This window comes from Dyella jiangningensis, assembly GCF_003264855.1.
Taxonomy (GTDB): domain Bacteria; phylum Pseudomonadota; class Gammaproteobacteria; order Xanthomonadales; family Rhodanobacteraceae; genus Dyella; species Dyella jiangningensis_C.
Window position 1 is genome coordinate 1,490,710 of sequence record NZ_NFZS01000001.1, and the last position, 17,490, is coordinate 1,508,199.

Genomic DNA, 17,490 nt, shown 5'->3' on the forward strand with positions numbered 1-17,490 from the left:
GCGCTATGATCGTGGCGCTGCCGCGCATGTGCGGCGTTCGACCATGGCATTCGGGGGGATGGCAATGGGGATGTGGCGCCTTTGCGGTATCGGCCTGGGCCTGCTGTTGGGCAGCCAGGCCTGGGCCGACGATTGCCAGCTGAAGGATTACGGCACCTTGCCCGTTGAAATGGTCGGCAACCAGGCAACGACCATGGTGAAGATCAACGGGAAGGACACGCGCTTCATCATCGACACCGGGGCTTCGTTCAACACCATGTCGAGCGCGAACGCGTCGGTGCTTGGCTTGCCCTTGCAGCCCGCGCCGTTCGGCTATCGCATCACCGGCGTGGGCGGCGAAGCGACCGTGCAGCAAACGCACGTGAAGGAGTTCGGCATACTCGATACGACGCTGAAGAACATCGCCTTCATCGTCGGCGGCACCGATACCGGCGAAGGGTTGCTCGGCGCCAACCTGCTCGATCTCGCCGATCTCGAAATCGATCTTGCGCACGGCAAGCTGACCTTGTTCAAGGCGGAGCATTGCGAAAAGGCTTCGCTGGCGTACTGGGTCAAGGACGGCAACTACAACGTCGCCGAGATCAAGTCGACCGGCGATCGCTTCGACCGGCGAACCTTCTTCGACGTGACGATCAACGGGAAAACGGTGCGCGCCGTGCTCGATTCCGGCGCCACCGCCACCTTGTTGAGCCGCCGTGCCGCGACGCGGGCAGGCGTCGACCTCAATGCGCCGGATGTCGCCGCAAGCATCAACAGCATCGGCATCGGCGGCAGGCCGGTGCGGACATGGACGGCGAAGGTCGATTCGTTCTCGGTGGGCACCGAAACCATCCAGCACAGCCAGATGCAGATCATCGATGGCGACATAGGCGACAACACGGACATGTTGCTGGGGGTGGATTTTCTGCTTGCCCACCACATGTTCATCGCCAACAGCAAGAAGGTCGCCTATTTCACCTATAACGGCGGGCGCGTGTTCACCTTCGCCACGGCGCCGGCTGATGGCGGAAAATCCGGCGCTGTCGCGGATGGAAACGGCAACGCGCCCAAGACCGCGGCGGACTACGCCTTGCTGGGGCAGGCGCATCTGTCGCGTGGCGAGTTGAGCGCCGCCTTGTCCCATCTCGATGAAGCGATCCGCATGGCGCCCGAGCAGGCTGCCTATTACGTCGCCCGTGCGAAGGTGCACGAGGCGAACCGCCAGCCGGAAGCCGCGATCGGCGATCTGGACAAGTCGTTGAACCTGGATCCGAAGAATGTCGACGCGCTGTTGATGCGCGCCCGCCTTCGTATCGCGCACGAGGATCGCGCCGGTGCCATGTCCGATGTCGCGGCTGCGAGCGCCCTGGTGCCGCCCGGGTCGACGCGGGCGCTTCCGGTCGCCGTTCTCTACGTCGAGCTGGAGCAGCCTGCGGCAGCCTTGCCCCTGCTCGACGACTGGATACGACTGCACCGCGATGACGCGATGCTGGGCACCGCGCTCAACGAACGCTGCTGGGCGCGAGGCCTGAGCAACCAATGGCTCGATGATGCGCTGAAGGATTGCCGTCGTGCGCTCAGGCGCGATGGCAACAACGCGTCGTACCTCGACAGCCTGGGCCTGGTCGAACTCCGTCTTGGACACTACGACGAGGCGATCAAGGCCTACGAGCAGGCCCTGACGCAGATGCCGCATTCGGCGTGGTCGCGTTATGGGCTTGGCCTGGCAAAACTGCGATCGGGCCAGACGGATGCGGGGAAGGCCGATATGGCCGCCGCCCACGCGCTCGATGGGAATATCGAAGCGCGGGCAGGCAAGTTCGGTTTGACGGCCACGGGGCCCTAGCGCGCGCGGCCACACTCCGGTGGAGTGAACGCCACGGATGTCCGCCTTTTGCGAGGCGGACACCGCAGGCCGTCCTCAGTCGGCTGCCGATGAGGCGATCGGTTCGCCATCGATGAAATGGTGGATGGCCGGCACCGTCACGTCCGGTGCTTCTTCCATCAGCCAATGCCCCGCCTTGGGAACGACGAGTTCGGTGACGTTGCTGGCCGCGTTGCGCATGACCACGGCTTCCATCGCGCCAAAGGATTTCTCGCCACCAATGGCGAGTACGGGCATGGTGAGCCTGGTCGCCATCGCGGCCTTGTTGTCCTCGGCGTCCTTGCGGATGGCGCGGAACTGGGCAAACGCATCGTGCATCGCATGCGGTCTGGCATACAGCGCGGCATAGTGCTGTCGACTGGCTTCGTCGACCTTCGACGGATCGCCGGCGAACTCGTTCCAGAAGCGATCCAGATAGATCCGCTCGCGGCCGGCGACCAGGCGCTCCATATCCGGGCCGCCGAAATCGAAATGCCAGACGTTGGGAAGACGCACGATCTCATCCCACGGTGGAATGCCGGGCACGGGCGCATCCATGACGATCAGGCGATCGGTCTTGTCGGGATAGCGCGAGGCATAGGCGTACGCCACCATCGTGCCGATGTCGTGCCCGACGACGGTGGCGTGGTCGATGCCGAGCCTGGTGAGCACGCTGCGGATATCCGCCGCCTGCGTTCTCTTGTCGTAGCCGCTTTCGGGGTGGGACGACAAGCCCATGCCACGCAGGTCGGGAACAACGACGGTGTGGTTGCGCGCGAGGTCCGCCGCGAGCGGCGCCCACATGTCGCCGGTATCGCCGAAACCGTGCAGCAGGACGACGGCGGGCCCCTTGCCGCCCACGCGGACGTGGATGGTGGCGCCATCGGTCTGGATGTCCTGAACCCGGAACGACGTAGGGAAGGGCTGCACGTCCGCGCTGGCGGGAAGGCTGAGCACGGCGAGCAGGCACGCGAGGATGAGCGGGCGAATCATGGCTGACTCCCAATGCGAAAGGTGGATGGTCGTTGCGTCCCCGGCGAAGGACGAGGTGGATAGCCAGCCTTGTCCGCTCGTCACTTCAGTGGAGCGCGCGTCACGTGCGCGTGATCGAGGCGCCACCGTCCACGAGGGTGGCCGTGCCGGTGACAAACGCCGAGTCGTCGGACGCCAGGTAAAGGACCGAACGGGCCAGTTCCTCCGGCGTGGCGACACGTTTGAGCGCGTGCAGGTTGGTCACGAACGCCTGGGACTCCGCCGTGTTGTTCATGTCGCGATACATGTCGGTGTCGACGGCGCCGGGCAATACGGCGTTCACCCGGACGCCGCTGGGGCCAAACTCCGCCGCGAGCGCCTGGGTGAGGCCGATCAGGCCGGACTTGCTGGCCGCGTAGGCGGCGACGCCGGGGAAGGCGAAGGAATGTCCCACGAAGGTCGAGGTGAAGATCACCGACCCGCCGCCGTTCTTCAGCATCTGGGCGATCTGGTGCTTGGCGCCGAGGAACGAGCCCGTCAGGTTGACGGCCAAGGTATCGTTCCAGCCCGCGTCGCTGACGTCGGTGCTCGGGCCAGCTTCGCCCAAGGTGCCGGCATTGTTGAACGCGACGTCCAGACGGCCGAAACGGGTCGTGGCGAGTTCCACCAAGGCCTTCGCATAGGCCTCGGAACGAACATCGCCTGCCAGGGCGACGGCAACACCGCCGGCCGCTTCGATTTCCCTGACGAGGGATTGGAGTTCGGCATTGCGACGCGCACCCAATACGACCTTGGCGCCCTCGCCGGCAAACAGCTTGGCGGTCGCCCGGCCAATGCCCGAGCTGGCGCCGGTAATCAGTGCAACCTTTTCATGCAAGCGTGACATGGGTTTCTCCGATGAGTGGATGTTGGACGCCGGTAGCGTCGTTGGAGACAGCTTGCGCCCGGGATATCCGCATGACGTGCCATGCGCGCGATGAAGATGTTCGATCGGATGGAACGAGTGGATGTGCTGCCCGATTCGTCGTTAGGAGCACAGCACGACATGCTTCGGCGGAAGCCGTTCCGTCGCGCGATCCGGATAAGTGCCACAATGCGGCGGACTGCAGGCTTGCAACTCATCTCTAACGAGGGAGGCGACCATGCCGGCGATAACCGGGGCAAACCGCATCGGTGCAGCACACGTCGCACCCGCCCGTGGACGGGCGCGGATCGGCGCAATGTTTCTTCTGTACGCCATGTGCGTCGCCGCGTCGGCGCAGACCCATGCGCCACCTTTCGAGGTCTTCGAGGTGCCGGCAGGCAGTGGACCGCATGATGTCGCGCCGTCGCCCGATGGCACCGTGTGGTACACCGCGCAGGCGCGCGGCGCGGTGGGACGGCTGGATCCGCGCAGCGGCAAGTCCGATTGGGTGCCGCTGGGGGAAGGCTCCGCACCGCATGGCGTCATCGTCGCTCCTGATCGCGCCGCATGGATCACCGATGGCGGCCTGAACGCGATCGTGCGCGTGGATGCCAAGACGCTGGCCGTCTCGCGCTTTCCGCTCCCCAAGGATCGCGCCGACGGCAACTTGAACACGGCTGTGTTCGACAGGCACGGGCATGTGTGGTTTACCGGCCAGAACGGCATCTACGGTGAACTCGATCCGGCCAGCGGACGCATGCGTGTGTTCGATGCGCCGCGTGGGCGTGGCCCCTACGGCATTGCCGTCACGCCGGACGGTGGCCTGTACTACGCATCGCTCGCCGGCAGCTATCTCGGTCGCATCGACCCCGCGAGCGGCGCGACCAAGGTGATCGAGCCGCCGACGCCGAACCAGGGCGCACGCCGCGTGTGGTCGGATTCAAAAGGACGGCTGTGGGTCAGCGAGTGGACCGCGGGCAAGCTCGGCATGTTCGATCCGGCCAAACAGCAATGGCGCGAGTGGGCGTTGCCGGGGCAGGGCCCCCACGCCTACGCGATTTTCGTCGATGACCGGGACATCGTGTGGCTGAGCGAATGGACCGCCAACGCACTGGTGCGTTTCGACCCTCGGACCGAGCATTTCGACGTGCTGACATTTCCGCAGGCGAACACGAATGTTCGTCAGATGATGGGGCGCAAGGGCGAGGTGTGGTTGTCCGGCTCGGGGATCGATCGCCTGCTTCGCTACGATACGCATGCCGCTGGCCAGTGAAATGACATCGGCCGATACGCGCGCCATGGCGCATGGCATGGCCTGGCGCCTGGGACTGCTCGCCATCGTGCTTGGCCTGTGCGGTGGAAGGGCCGCGCACGCCGCGACGTCGATCGAGCTTGCCCCGTGCACGCTGCCCGACGTGGCACGGCCTGCGCGGTGCGGGTCGCTTCGTGTTCCGGAAAATCCCGATGCACCGCACGGGCGCCAGCTTTCGATCGGCATCGCCGTCGTTCCGGCCATCGAACGAAAGCATGACGACCCCATCGTGCTGCTGATGGGCGGCCCCGGCGAGTCGGCGATCAGCGCCGCAAGCGGCTACGTGCAGCAGTTTGCATCCCTGCTGCAGGATCGCGACTTGCTGCTGGTGGATCAACGGGGAACCGGGCGATCCGGTGCGCTGCATTGCGACCTCGCGGCCACGCGCGACCCGGGCGTGCGCCTGAAGGATCTGTTTCCATTGGATGCCGTCGAAGCCTGCGAGCAGCGGTTGCGGAAGAACGCCGACCTGAGCCAGTACATCTACGCGCGCTTCGCGGACGATCTTGAGCAGGTTCGTCGCGGCCTGGGTTACGGGCCGCTCAATCTCTTTGCCGGTTCGTACGGCACGCGGGCGGAGCAGGTGTATCTGCGTGCCTATCCACGCAGCGTGCGTACGGCCTACGTCGGCAGCGTGGTGCCGGTGGATGTTGCCACGCCGATCACCATGGCAAGGACGGCGCAATCGGCGCTCGATCAACTTTTCCAGGACTGTGCCGCGGATGCCGCCTGCAGCGCGGCCTTTCCGAACTTCAAGGATGAGTTCCGCGACGTGATCGCGATGCTCGACGCCGGCACGGTGCGTGTTCCCGTACCTGGCCATGACGGAACCTGGACGCTTCACAGGGGGCGCGTGGCCGAATGGCTGCGCAGCATGCTCTATCACCCGGATGACGCAGCGACGCTGCCATGGACGATCCATCGCGCCTACCAGGGCGATTGGAGCACGATGGCCGACGGTATCGTGGCGAAGGAGAGCGATCCGGATTTCAGCTTTGGCCTGCTGTTCGCCATTACCTGCAGCGAGGACATCCCCTTCATCCGGGAGGCGGAGGTTGAGCCGCAATCGCGGGGCACCTTCCTCGGCGACGACCGCGTGCGCCAGCAACAGGCAGCGTGCCGGCCCTGGCCGCGGGCCACGCTGCCGGCTGGCTACCGCGAGCCCGTGCATAGCTCCGTGCCCTCGCTGTTCGTCACCGGCGACCACGATGGCGGCACGCCGCTGTGGTTTACCCCACGCGTGATGGCGGGGTTCTCCCAGGCGGTGCAGGTCGTGGCCAAGGGGCAGGGCCACACGGACTGGAATCCCTGCGTCGCCACGCTGTACGAGCAGCTGGTGCGTAGCGGTTCGATCGCCAGGCTGCACCCATCGACCTGTCCGTCGGTTCCACTGCCACCGTTCAAGACGACATAGCCTGGCGACGGTCCGCTCTGCTTGAGTCCGCCTTTGTGGCAATCTCTTCCTGCAACCCACGTTGCAACGAAACCCCTCAAGCAGGAGCAGATCGTGCCCACCGTTCTTTCGCAGCCGGTCACTGATCGACTCACGCATTCCGCCATTTTCCTGGTGGTGACCTTGAACGCCGATCCGCGCGCCGACCTCGCGGTACAGGCGCTATGCAACGATCTGGCGGGATTGCTGCGTGCGGTCGGCTTTCGCAAGCCTGATCGTCGCCTGTCGTGCGTCATGGGCTTTGGTTCGGGAGCATGGGACCGGCTCTTCGAAGGCCCGCGGCCGGCCGGCTTGCATCCGTTCCGCGAGATCAAGGGCGTGCACCATGCCGTGTCGACGCCGGGGGACATCCTTTTCCACATCCGCGCGACGCACATGGACCTGTGCTTCGAAATCGCCGGGACGATCATGTCCCGCATCGGCGAGTTCGTGGAAACGGAAGACGAAGTGCACGGCTTCAAGTATTTCGATGAGCGTGACCTGCTCGGCTTCGTCGATGGCACCGAGAATCCGGTGGACCTGAAAGCCGCGGAAGCCACCCTCATCGGCGACGAGGACCCGGTATTCGCGGGCGGCAGCTACGTGATCGTGCAGAAGTACCTGCATGACCTGAAGGCATGGAACGCGGTGCCGGTGGAACAGCAGGAGAGGATCATCGGCCGCAGGAAGCTTTCGGATGTCGAACTCGACGAGGCCGACAAGCCCAGCTATGCGCACAACGTGCTCACCAGCATCGAAGAGAACGGCGAGTCGCTGGAAATCATGCGCGACAACATGCCGTTCGGTAACGCAGGCAAGGGCGAATACGGCACCTATTTCATCGGCTATGCCCGATCGCCGGCCCGGATCGAGCGGATGCTCGACAACATGTTCATCGGCAACCCGCCCGGCAACTACGACCGCCTGCTGGATTTCAGCCGTGCCGTGACGGGTTCATTGTTCTTCGTGCCGTCGGCCACGTTCCTGGAAAGCGCGCAGGTGCGCGGTAGGGATTCCAGCGGCTAGCACGTGGCTCTTTCAACGAACAGGGCCGCCGGCGTTGGCGCGCGGCGGCCCTGGAGACGGCGACATCGAGAAAGAGGAAGCGGTGGCTTACTCTTCGTCTTCCTCGTCGCCTTCCTCTTCTTCGTCTTCATCTTCGAAGTCGGCCAGTTCTTCCACACGCAGGAAGTTGGCGGCTTCGTCGGCGAACGCGATGCGCTTGCCGTCGGCGCGCATCGCACGCACGCCGCGACCGTCGCCTTCCACCAGCGCGAAGCAGACGACCGACTCGGCGGTTTCCACGCCGTCCACGTCGTAGACAGCGACCCAGCCGGTCGCGGGGATGATCTGGAGGATGTTTTCTTGCTTGGACATGACGCTTCCGCTTGGTGAAAACGTGAAAGATTGCCCGGCGATTCGCAGGACTGCAAGGGTGCCCGGCGACCGTGACGCACCCATGACACCGGGCGTCCCACCATCGTGTCGATCCGAGACGAGGGTGTTCGTCGTATTCAAGGGTCGCCGACGGCGATGCCGACCACACGTGAGGAGCCAGCCATGCAGTTCATCCCCTATCTGGACTTCGACGGGCAGTGCAGGGAAGCGTTCGATTTCTATGCCAAGGTGTTCCAGGGAGCCATTACCTTCCGCATGACCTACGGCGAGTCGCCGATGGCCGGCGACATGCCCAAGGAGACCCACGGGCGCATCATGCACAACACGCTGGAAAGCGCGGGCGGTACCGTGATGGGCGCCGATGGCCCGCCGGGCAACAAGGGCGCCAGTGGCTGCGTGAACATCACCGTCGACAGCGAAGCCGAGGCCGAGCGCGTGTTCAAGGCGTTGTCGGAAGGCGGCAACGTGACCATGCCGATCGCGGAAACCTTCTGGGCCAAGCGCTTCGGCATGCTCACCGACCGCTACGGCAAGGCATGGATGGTCAACTGCATGAAGCCGATGCCCTGAGAACCGCCGTGGGCCGTTTGCGTGAAGGCAAGGCGAGATGCGGCTGCTTTTTGTAGGAGCTCACCCAATGGGCGACCGCGGGGTTACGGCTTCACCGCTCCGTTGGCTTTTCGCGCACTGGGTGCGCGCCCGCGGTGCTTCAGCCGTGCGGATAGTCCAGCTTGGGATACCAGTCCGTACCGCGTCCCTCCGGCGTGCAATCGAGTACCGTCCACAGCGGCATCAGGTCCGGCGCGCCGCGCGGATCCTGGCCCGGGTCCGCGGTGGCGAAGCCCATTTCACCTGCCCAGAACAGGCGGACGACGCCGTCGCGGCGGGTGAACACATTGAACGCGGGTTCGTCGCTGTCGTTGTCCCCGATGGCGTGGTAATCGCGACTGAAGTTGCCGTTGAGGTCGGAGTACAGGCGCAGCGCCTGCCAGCCCCGTTCGCGCTTGAACGCCACCAGGCGATCGATCGGCGAACGCGCGATCACCGCCAGCGAGACGCGCTGGCCGATATCACGCGCTTCACCGTCCCACGCGGCGAGCAGCGACGTGCACATGGGGCAGGGGCGTTCGCGCTGCGGACCGAACATGTAGCTGTAGGTGACCAGCGTCTGCTTGTCGCCGAACAGGCCGGCGAAATCGACCGGGCCCGCTTCACCCATGAAGCGGTAATCGCCTTTCACTTCAGGGCCGGGCGGAAGCGCGCGACGGTGCTCGGCCACGCGTTCGATCTGTCGGCGCAGTTCGATCTCCTCGGCGAGCAGGGCGTTGCGGGCACGGCGGTAATCTTCGCTTTCACGGGGAAAGCGCATGCCGTTGCGCCGCACCAGTTCGGCGGCAGGGACGAGCGTGGCTACATCGTTCATGTTGAATGACCTCGACGGCAGCAGTGGTTGGCAGATGCGCGACGCTGCTCGCTCCGGCGTGTTCGCCGGTTGAAGGCGTCTCCCAAGGGAGACGAACGAGGTGGTTCGAATTCGACATGGCCCCGGGTCGGCGCCCTGGGAGACCTTTCCAGCCCGTTGGCGGCCGGAGCGTGACCCTTTTCGCAAGGGCCTCGCAGACGGCGTCGCGTCAGGCAGCGAGACGCTCGCTGAGGTAGGGCGCCACGGCGGCGTTGAGCGTCTCGGCCATCTGCTGCGCCAGTTCGGCATAGCCGGCGGCGCGGGGTACGCGGGTACGCTTGGGGGCCTGCGCAAGCACGTCGACCTGCTTCATGCCGCTGGCATCGGAAAGGCTGGCGAACAGGCAGGCACGCGGCGAGTCGAGGAACACGCGCATTTCGATCTGTGCCCGGGTTTCCAATGCTTCGTAATCGCAGGGGCGGATCAGGATGCTGAGCGAACGATGGCCGCGACGGCGAAGCTGGCGCAGGCCTTCTTCGAGTTCCACCACCAGCTCGTGGCCGTAGGGAATGCACAGCTCGCGCAGCAGCACGGCTTCCATCTGCGAGATGGCCTTGCGCACTTCGTTTTCGATGCGGCCGAGGAAACCCGTGCGCAGCTCGTGCCGCGTGTAATGCAGCGGCATCGTCGACACCTGCACGCGATCCTTGAGCACCAGCGTGGAGTGATTGATGCGAGCGAAGCTCAGGCCAGCCGCTTCGTAGCTCTGGCCAGCGTTGCTGCCGCTGATGCCGGCGAATGCGGCCCAGGCGGCCTTGAGGTAGGCGATGTTCGGTGACGATTGCAGCATGTCGTTCCCGCGCAATGGGGCGCCATGCGCACCCGTAATCGAAGCATGTCCGATGTATCGGCGCTTCTGCCGGAAGCTTGAACGGGCGCTTCCGTTCGCTTCGCGCGGGTCAGTCGCAGGTCACGCTATGGACATGCATGCGTGCTGCAATCCCCGGGAAATCGAAAGGGGGCCCGTCAGCCACGGCACGGAGGCATGCCCATGCCAAAGAAGAAGAGCCCGCACTCCCTGGCGGCGATCAACCATATCGTCGTGCTCATGCTCGAGAACCGCTCGTTCGATCACATGCTCGGCTATCTCTATGCCGACAACGGCAATGTGTCTGCGGCGGGGCAGCCTTTCGAAGGGCTGACGGGCAGGGAATCGAACCCGGGGGCATCGGGCGCTGCACCGGTCGAGGTGTTCGAGATCGCCCCGGGCACCGCCAGCACCTATTACATGCCGGGCGCCGATCCGGGCGAGGGCTATGCGGCCACCAATGCGCAGCTGTTCGGCAGCAGCACCGCGCCGGTGCCGCCCGTGGCGTCCAACCAGGGTTTCGTAAGCAATTTCGACAGCACGCTGGCGTGGGAAGCGAAGCAAAAGTGGTCGATCCTGCCCGGCACCGTGGCGGCGGACATCATGGGCATGCATACGCCCAGGACGCTGCCGGTGCTCTGTGCGCTGGCGCGCGGGTTCGCCGTATGCGATCACTGGTTTGGCGCCGCGCCCACCGAGACACTGCCCAACCGCGCGTTCGTGCATGCCGGCACCTCGCAGGGGCATATGGACGACAAGACCAAGTCATTCACTGCAGGGACCATCTACGCCTCGCTTGGCAAGAAGAACGTCTCCTGGAAAATCTACGGCTATACGGCCGATCCGCTGACGCGCATGAGCTTTCCCGACCTGGTCGACGCACCGGACGCCAACTTCGGTCACTTCGCGGATTTCCAGGCCGACGCCGCCAACGGCACGCTGGCGGGCTACAGCTTTCTCGAACCCAGCTGGGGCTCCAGCGGCAACAGCCAGCACCCCAACTATGACGTCGCCCTGGGCGAGCAGTACATCCACGATGTCTACACCGCGTTGCGGCATGGCCCGGCGTGGAACGAGACCTTGCTGATCGTGACCTACGATGAACATGGCGGGTGCTACGACCATGTGCCCCCGCCGACGAACGCCGTGCCGCCCGATGCGAGCACCGGCGAGTTCGGCTTCGATTTCAGGCGTTTCGGCCCGCGCGTGCCCACGCTGCTGATCTCGCCATGGATTCCCCCGGGAACGGTGTTGCGGGCACCGGCGGGTGCCATGCCGTTCGACCACACCTCGATCCTGCGCACGGTGGAAACGCGCTGGTCGATCCCCAGCCTTACCGCGCGCGATGCCGCGGCAACGGACGTCAGCGCCGCGCTCAGCCTGCAGGCTCCGCGCACGGACGATCCGCTCGCGGGCATCACGCCACCTGTCTCCAAGGGGGCGAACCCCGCCGCCGGCCGTCCTTCGCACCTGCAGCAGGTGTATGCCGAACTGGTCTCAGCCTTGCCGGTGCCCGATGCGCACGGCAATACCGCCCACGCCATGCCCGCCCTGCACACCGAAGCGGAGTACGACCGCTACATCGACGAACGCCTGGCGGCCTGGAAGGCTTCACGTCCCGCCAGTGCTTCGAGGTGATGCCTCACAGCCTCTTGCGGCCGGCTCAACGTCCGGACGTCCATGCTGTCAAACCGTGACCTCTGTCCTAGGTGATGGCGACGCGGTGCTTGCTATAACTGACGTGGCAGTCTTTCGCGTGCTGTCGTGGCGTTCCGGACCTCGGAGGCCTCGGCGGCGAAGGCGCCGGCCGATGTCGGCGTCGTGGCTTGTTGGCATGACCATCTGGGGAGAGAAAGCATGACCCGATTGACGATCCGGCCGCTGCTGGCGGCCAGCCTCATGGCGATGATGGGCAGCGCCATGGGCGCGGACGAGCCCCACCACGACAACGGCATGCTGGGATTTTCCCAGGAAGGCGCAACGGCGCAGCAAAGCCTGGAGCAGCGTTTCGACGCCTTGCTCGATCCGGCCGACCAGCGCGAATGGCTCAAGCAGATGTCGTCGCAACCCAACCAGGTGGGCTCGCCGCACGACAAGGCCAATGCCGAGTTCATGCTGGCCAAGTTCAAGGAGTGGGGTTGGGACGCGCACATCGAGACCTTCAACGTGCTCTATCCCACGCCCAGGAAGGTGGCGCTTGAGCTGAAGGGCGCCAAGCCGTTCACGGCCAAGCTGAGCGAGCCGGCCGTGGCCGGTGATGCCACCTCGGGCATCCGCGAAAATGCCTTGCCGCCGTACAACGTCTATGGTGGCGATGGCGATGTCACCGCACCGCTGGTGTACGTCAATTACGGCATGCCGGATGACTACAAGGAACTCGCGCGGCGCGGCATCGACGTGCGCGGCAAGATCGTCATCACGCGCTACGGCGGCGGCTGGCGTGGCCTCAAGCCCAAGCTCGCGCAGGAACATGGCGCAGTGGGCTGCCTGATCTATTCCGATCCGCATGACGACGGTTACGCGCATGGCGATACCTATCCTGACGGCGGCTGGCGCCCGGAAGATGGCGTGCAGCGCGGGTCGGTGGCCGACATGCAGCAGTATCCCGGTGATCCGCTGACGCCGGGATACGGTTCCACGGCGAATGCCAAGCGCCTTGCGCTGAAGGACGCCAAGACCATCCTCAAGATTCCCGTGTTGCCGATTTCCTATGCGGATGCCACGCCGCTGCTGAAGTCGCTGACCGGGCCAGTGGCGCCGTCGAACTGGCGCGGCTCGCTGGCGCTGACCTATCACATGGGGCCCAGCACCGCGCCGGCACACCTGACCGTGCAGTCCGACTGGGGACAGAAGCCGATCTACGACGTGATCGCCGTGCTCAAGGGTTCCACCGAACCCGACCAGTGGATCGTGCGCGGCAATCACCACGATGGCTGGGTGTTCGGTGCCTGGGATCCGCTCGCGGGCAACGTCGCGTTGCTCGCCGAAGCGAAGGCGATCGGCGCGCTCTACAAGCAGGGCTGGAAGCCGCAGCGCACGTTGGTGTACGCGAGCTGGGACGGCGAGGAGCCCGGCCTGCTCGGTTCCACCGAATGGGCGGAGACGCATGCGGACGAGCTCAAGCAGAAGGCCGTGCTCTATCTCAACTCGGACACCAACGGCCGTGGCTTCCTGCGCGCCGAAGGCAGTCACTCGCTGCAGCATCTGGTGAACCAGGCCGCCGACGGCGTGACCGATCCTGAGACCAAGGTGAGCGTGCGCGAACGCATGCGCGCGCGCGTGCTGGTGGACGGCAGCGAGAAGGACGCCAAGCCCGAGGCAAAGGAGAACGCGAAGCTGGCGGCGGCAGGCGGCGACGTGCCGATCGGTGCGCTCGGTTCGGGTTCCGACTACAGCGCGTTCCTGGAGCACCTCGGTATTGCCTCGCTCGACCTGGGTTTCGGCGGCGAAGACGACAACGGCGGCATCTACCACTCGCAGTACGACTCGTTCGATCACTACGTGCGCTTCGGCGATCCGTCATTCGAATACGGCGTGGCGTTGTCCAAGGTCGCCGGCCACGTGGTGCTGCGCATGGCCGACGCGAACGTGCTGCCGCTGCGCTTCAGCGATTTCAGCGACACGATGGATCGCTACCTGGGCCAGCTGCACAAGCTCGCGGACAACACCCGCAAGGACACCGACGAGCAGCACAAACTGCTGGACGGCAAGGCCTTCGCCCTGGTGTCCGATCCGACGCGGCCGGTGGCGCCCCCGGTGCGCGATTCCGACGTGCCCGACATCAAGCTCGCGCCGCTGGACGAGGCTGTCAAGAAGCTCAAGGCGAGCACGCAAGCGTATGAGGCCGCCTATCAGGAACGTGCCGCCGCGGGCCTGAAGTTCCCGGCCTCGCAGCAGCAGGAACTGAATGCACTGATCGGCCGCATGGAGCAGTCGCTCTCCGATCGCGCCGGCTTGCCCGGCCGCCCGTGGTTCCAGCACATGATCTACGCCCCCGGCATGCTCACGGGCTACGAAGTGAAGACCGTGCCGGGTGTGCGCGAAGCGCTGGAAGCACGACGCTGGGACGAAGCGAACCGCTATGCCGCCGTCACCGCCAAGACACTGGACGGCTATCGCGAACAGCTCGACAAGCTGACGGCGATGTTGAAAAAGGCGTCCTGATCGCTCATGGCGACTCCCATCCCGGTTCGCGCCGGGATGGGAGCACCAGGCAAGCTTGCGATGCTAGGCGTGCTCGACGGACAGAAAGCCGGGCTTCTTGTGCTTCGGCAACTGCTTGATCTCCCATTCGGCGCGCGATGCCGCGGCACGGCTTTCGTATGCGCGTGCGCCGATCAACCGCAACGGTGGATGTGAACGGGTGTAGCGGGCGCCGCGTCCCGCGGCATGGGCTGCATAGCGCGCATCGACATTGGTAGTGATGCCGGCATAGAACGATCCGTCCTGGCATTCGAGCAGGTACAGCCACCAGGTACGTACGGGATGTGCGGTCGGGGACATGCGGCGAGACGATCTTTTCGATGCACGGCAGTCTGCCGCTTTCGCCTCGCCGCGACAAACGTTGGTCAGGCCGTTTCGGTCCGCAACATGAGCTTCGCGAAGAAGCCGACGATCCAACCGAACAACAGCATCGCCGCCAGATTCGCGACGAAGCTGAAGACGCTGAAATGCGGCACGCTGTGCAAGGCCGAGAGCGGGACGACCACATAGTTCATCACCGCAAAGACGACTGCGCCGTAGGCGATACCCCAGGCCGTCCACAGGTTCGGCCTGGCAACGCGGTTGCGCAGGAACACGACGAAAATGGCGGCGATGACGATGGACATGATCCATTGCAGCAGCAGGCCCAAGACTGCGTTGCCCATGCCGCCGGCGAGCGATCCCCGACCGAGCAGACCGCCTGCGACGTACTTGAGGATCACCACGGGGCTGTAGCCGCTGATCAGCGAGGCCGCGCCGATGTCTACGGTGCCGGCGATGAAGCCACCCCACAGGATGGCGGCGAGGGGGGAACGACGCGTACTGGGCATGACGGTCTCCAAGGCGCTGATGTCCCGCGGAGGCGGGCGCTCTTCCAGGCGTGGCTACTCTAGTGGCTGTCTGGTGGCGAGGCGATATGACCTTTATCCGGGCTCAGCGCGCCAATAGGGCATCGGCGGCAAAGATGCCCGAGAACATCGACGTCGCGACGCCAAAGCCGGGATAGGTGGTTTGTCCCGCGAGGTACAGGCCGTCGATCGGCGTCGTGTGCGGAAACTGCTGGTTGGGGCGCGCGGCGGGAGACAGGCCGTAGATGGCGCCCTGGTACAGATGCCAGCGTTCGGCATAGTCGCGCGGGCTGACCAGCCGGGTGGTGGCGATGTCCAACGGCTCATGCCGGCCGAGCGCGGCGATACTGGCATCGGCGACCGTGGCCTTGAAGTCGTCCGTCCATGCATCCAGCGGAAGCGCTTCGTCGACGGCCGCAAACATCTCGACCACGCTGCCGTGCTGCGGCGCAAGCTCGGGGAGCACCAGCGTCGGAACGGTGTAGTTGAACCAGCGGACGCCTCCGGGCTGTGGCGCGAGGAATGCCTTCTGCTCGTCCATGAGCGGAACGTGGTTGACCGAGTACGCGCGCGGCAACACCCGATTGCGCAGGCCGAGCTGGATACCGAGCGTGCGCTGCGACAGCGGGGCGCGCTGTGCCTTGCGACGCATGGCGGAGGGTACGAGCGCGGGGTCGATCAGTTGCAGGAAGGTGGCCATGCCCGTGGCCGTGGACACGACCGCGTCGGCAACCACGACTTCACCGGTGGCCAGCGACAGGCCGTTCACGCGGCCGTTCTCGACACGTATGCGGGCAACCGGCGCGTTGGTGCGTATCTCGCCGCCGAGCCGGCGCAGCGTCGCTTCCAGCACGTCGGTGATGGCGCCCATGCCGTTGACGGGAAGATGGAGCCCATCCTCGAGCATCGACACCAGGCCGACGATCTGGAAAACCGGTGTGTGCTCGGCAGGCAGTCCCGTGTAGAGCGTGACGGCCGCCATCGCGGCGCGCGCCTGCGGATCGCTGAAGTTCCGGCGCAGCTCATCGGCGAGGCTGCCACGCAGTTTGGGAAGGTGACGCCAGGTTTTCGCGAGCAGGTGGCGCAGGGAAAGGGGCTGCGTCAGCAGGTCGTCGGTGAAGACCTGAAGCAGGGGACGCCACTTGCGTACGCAACGTTCGATCTCGCCGAGCAGCGTGGACGTGCGCGCATCACCCTGCGGCCCCTCGATGCGCACGCGTTGGCTGTCGCCAAGCACGACCAGCGTGCCATCCGGCAGCACCGAGGCTTGCGGCGTATCGAGCCGGTGCATGGGGAGTGCCGAGGCGCGGTCGATGCCGAGGCGTGCAAACGCGTGGTCCAGCAGCCTTGGCACGGCCACGAACAGCGCGCCGTTGTTGAAGCGGTAGCCATCGAGCATGCTGGTGGAACAGCAGCCGCCGAGCGCATCGCGCGCGTCGAACAGGCTCACCCGCACGCCCTGGCTGGCAAGCCGCACGCCGGCGGCGAGGCCGGCGACTCCTCCGCCGATAATGGCGACGTGATGGGCCTTCATCCGTGTCCTCCCTGGGCGCTTGCCCTGCGACCGCCATACTGTAGCGAAAACGCATTCGGCCATCGCGTGAAATGCAGGGCGGAGCGGCCTTGGCTAACATGGCCGGCATGTTGTTTTCCAATACCGAGAACGGCCCCGTCGAGACGCTCGTCGCGGAGCTGCGCGATTACCCCGAGTGGCATCGCGGCCGAAAGCGCTACGGCGTCTGGGTCTTGCCGATGGTACAGCCCGACTTGCTCGACTACGTGGCCAAGGTACGCGAGGCGCTTGCCGATATCCTGCATCCAAGTCCTTTGCGCCAGCCGCACATGACCGTCTTCGTCAGCGGATTCCACCAGGCGCGTGGTCGTGCCGACGATGATTTTTCCTCCGCGATGCTGCGACGGCAACGGGCCTTGCTTCGTCGCAGCGAGCTTCAGTGCGTAGCGCTGCCGCTGGCGAAACCGGACAGTTTTGCCAGCGCCGCCTTCATTCCCGTGAACGACGGCGAGGGGCAGGTGGCGCGGTGGCGCGCGTTGCTGGGAAGCGTCAGTCGTGAGATCAGGCAGGCCCCGTATGTGCCGCACATCACCTTGGGGCTCTATCGCCGACGCGTGGATGCACCGACGCTACGTCAACGGCTGGCGGCCTTTGGCGCTCCGCTGGTTGCGCTGGCGGCAACCGAGCTGCATTACGTGACCTATGCCGCGCGTGACCCGATGGGACCATTGCGGGTCGAACGCCGTTGGCCTCTAGGGGAAACCGCGCTCCCGACATGAACGAGGCACGGCGATG

Annotated in this window: 16 protein-coding genes; 8 read left to right on the forward strand and 8 right to left on the reverse strand. The window is 65.4% G+C overall.

The features are described from left to right. Window positions 1-70 precede the first annotated feature (70 nt). Complete coding sequence (locus tag CA260_RS06610; RefSeq protein WP_238149629.1) at window positions 71-1,825, forward strand: aspartyl protease family protein; 1,755 nt, start codon at window positions 71-73, stop codon at window positions 1,823-1,825. Window positions 1,826-1,900: 75 nt separating this feature from the next. Here the strand turns inward: CA260_RS06610 and CA260_RS06615 are convergent, their stop codons facing one another. After that, the gene (locus tag CA260_RS06615) at window positions 1,901-2,836 is read right to left on the reverse strand and encodes an alpha/beta fold hydrolase (protein ID WP_111981562.1); all 936 of its coding nucleotides are present in this window, start codon (window positions 2,834-2,836) and stop codon (window positions 1,901-1,903) included. Between the two features lie 100 nt (window positions 2,837-2,936). Further along, window positions 2,937-3,701, reverse strand: a complete 765-nt coding sequence (locus CA260_RS06620; RefSeq protein ID WP_111981563.1) for an SDR family oxidoreductase — start codon at window positions 3,699-3,701, stop codon at window positions 2,937-2,939. A 334-nt stretch (window positions 3,702-4,035) separates the two neighbouring features. On the opposite strand from CA260_RS06620, the gene CA260_RS06625 reads away from it, so the two are divergent. From CA260_RS06625 to CA260_RS06635, 3 genes are all read left to right on the forward strand, one after another. Continuing rightward, a complete protein-coding gene (locus CA260_RS06625; protein ID WP_111981564.1) occupies window positions 4,036-4,992 on the forward strand; it encodes a virginiamycin B lyase family protein in 957 nt (318 codons plus the stop codon). After that, complete coding sequence (locus CA260_RS06630; RefSeq protein WP_111981565.1) at window positions 4,976-6,445, forward strand: alpha/beta fold hydrolase; 1,470 nt, start codon at window positions 4,976-4,978, stop codon at window positions 6,443-6,445. The genes CA260_RS06625 and CA260_RS06630 overlap by 17 nt, the downstream gene beginning before the upstream one ends. Before the next feature lie 93 nt (window positions 6,446-6,538). Then, on the forward strand, window positions 6,539-7,489 hold the full coding sequence (locus CA260_RS06635; protein ID WP_111981566.1) for a Dyp-type peroxidase: 951 nt from the start codon (window positions 6,539-6,541) through the stop codon (window positions 7,487-7,489). 87 nt (window positions 7,490-7,576) lie between these two features. Here the strand turns inward: CA260_RS06635 and CA260_RS06640 are convergent, their stop codons facing one another. After that, window positions 7,577-7,840 (reverse strand): hypothetical protein, encoded by a 264-nt coding sequence (locus CA260_RS06640; protein WP_111981568.1) that lies wholly within the window; start codon window positions 7,838-7,840, stop codon window positions 7,577-7,579. A 183-nt stretch (window positions 7,841-8,023) separates the two neighbouring features. Between CA260_RS06640 and CA260_RS06645 the strand changes: the two genes are divergently transcribed. Next, the gene (locus tag CA260_RS06645) at window positions 8,024-8,431 is read left to right on the forward strand and encodes a VOC family protein (RefSeq protein WP_111981569.1); all 408 of its coding nucleotides are present in this window, start codon (window positions 8,024-8,026) and stop codon (window positions 8,429-8,431) included. A gap of 139 nt (window positions 8,432-8,570) precedes the next feature. On the opposite strand, the gene CA260_RS06650 is transcribed toward CA260_RS06645, so the two are convergent. Together CA260_RS06650 and CA260_RS06655 are read right to left on the reverse strand one after the other, a co-directional pair. Then, the gene (locus tag CA260_RS06650; protein WP_111981571.1) at window positions 8,571-9,284 is read right to left on the reverse strand and encodes a DUF899 family protein; all 714 of its coding nucleotides are present in this window, start codon (window positions 9,282-9,284) and stop codon (window positions 8,571-8,573) included. A 208-nt stretch (window positions 9,285-9,492) separates the two neighbouring features. After that, window positions 9,493-10,113, reverse strand: coding sequence for a hypothetical protein (locus CA260_RS06655; RefSeq protein ID WP_111981573.1), 621 nt, complete (start codon window positions 10,111-10,113; stop codon window positions 9,493-9,495). Between the two features lie 201 nt (window positions 10,114-10,314). Here CA260_RS06655 and CA260_RS06660 point away from each other — a divergent pair, with 201 nt between their 5' ends. Beyond that, window positions 10,315-11,769: an alkaline phosphatase family protein gene (locus CA260_RS06660; RefSeq protein WP_111981575.1), complete on the forward strand. Its 1,455-nt coding sequence runs from the start codon at window positions 10,315-10,317 to the stop codon at window positions 11,767-11,769. A gap of 219 nt (window positions 11,770-11,988) precedes the next feature. Beyond that, window positions 11,989-14,295 carry a transferrin receptor-like dimerization domain-containing protein gene (locus CA260_RS06665; RefSeq protein ID WP_111981577.1) on the forward strand — a complete coding sequence of 769 codons (2,307 nt, stop codon included), beginning with the start codon at window positions 11,989-11,991 and terminating at the stop codon, window positions 14,293-14,295. A gap of 63 nt (window positions 14,296-14,358) precedes the next feature. Here CA260_RS06665 and CA260_RS06670 read toward each other — a convergent pair whose 3' ends face one another. From CA260_RS06670 to CA260_RS06680, 3 genes are all read right to left on the reverse strand, one after another. Continuing rightward, a complete protein-coding gene (locus CA260_RS06670) occupies window positions 14,359-14,634 on the reverse strand; it encodes a GIY-YIG nuclease family protein (RefSeq protein ID WP_111981579.1) in 276 nt (91 codons plus the stop codon). Between the two features lie 65 nt (window positions 14,635-14,699). Then, a complete protein-coding gene (locus CA260_RS06675) occupies window positions 14,700-15,164 on the reverse strand; it encodes a YqhR family membrane protein (RefSeq protein WP_111981580.1) in 465 nt (154 codons plus the stop codon). 103 nt (window positions 15,165-15,267) lie between these two features. Then, window positions 15,268-16,716, reverse strand: coding sequence for a phytoene desaturase family protein (locus tag CA260_RS06680; protein ID WP_111981581.1), 1,449 nt, complete (start codon window positions 16,714-16,716; stop codon window positions 15,268-15,270). A gap of 98 nt (window positions 16,717-16,814) precedes the next feature. Between CA260_RS06680 and CA260_RS06685 the strand changes: the two genes are divergently transcribed. Continuing rightward, entirely contained in the window at window positions 16,815-17,474 is a 660-nt protein-coding gene (locus CA260_RS06685; RefSeq protein WP_111981583.1) for a 2'-5' RNA ligase family protein, read from the forward strand. Window positions 17,475-17,490 lie beyond the last annotated feature (16 nt).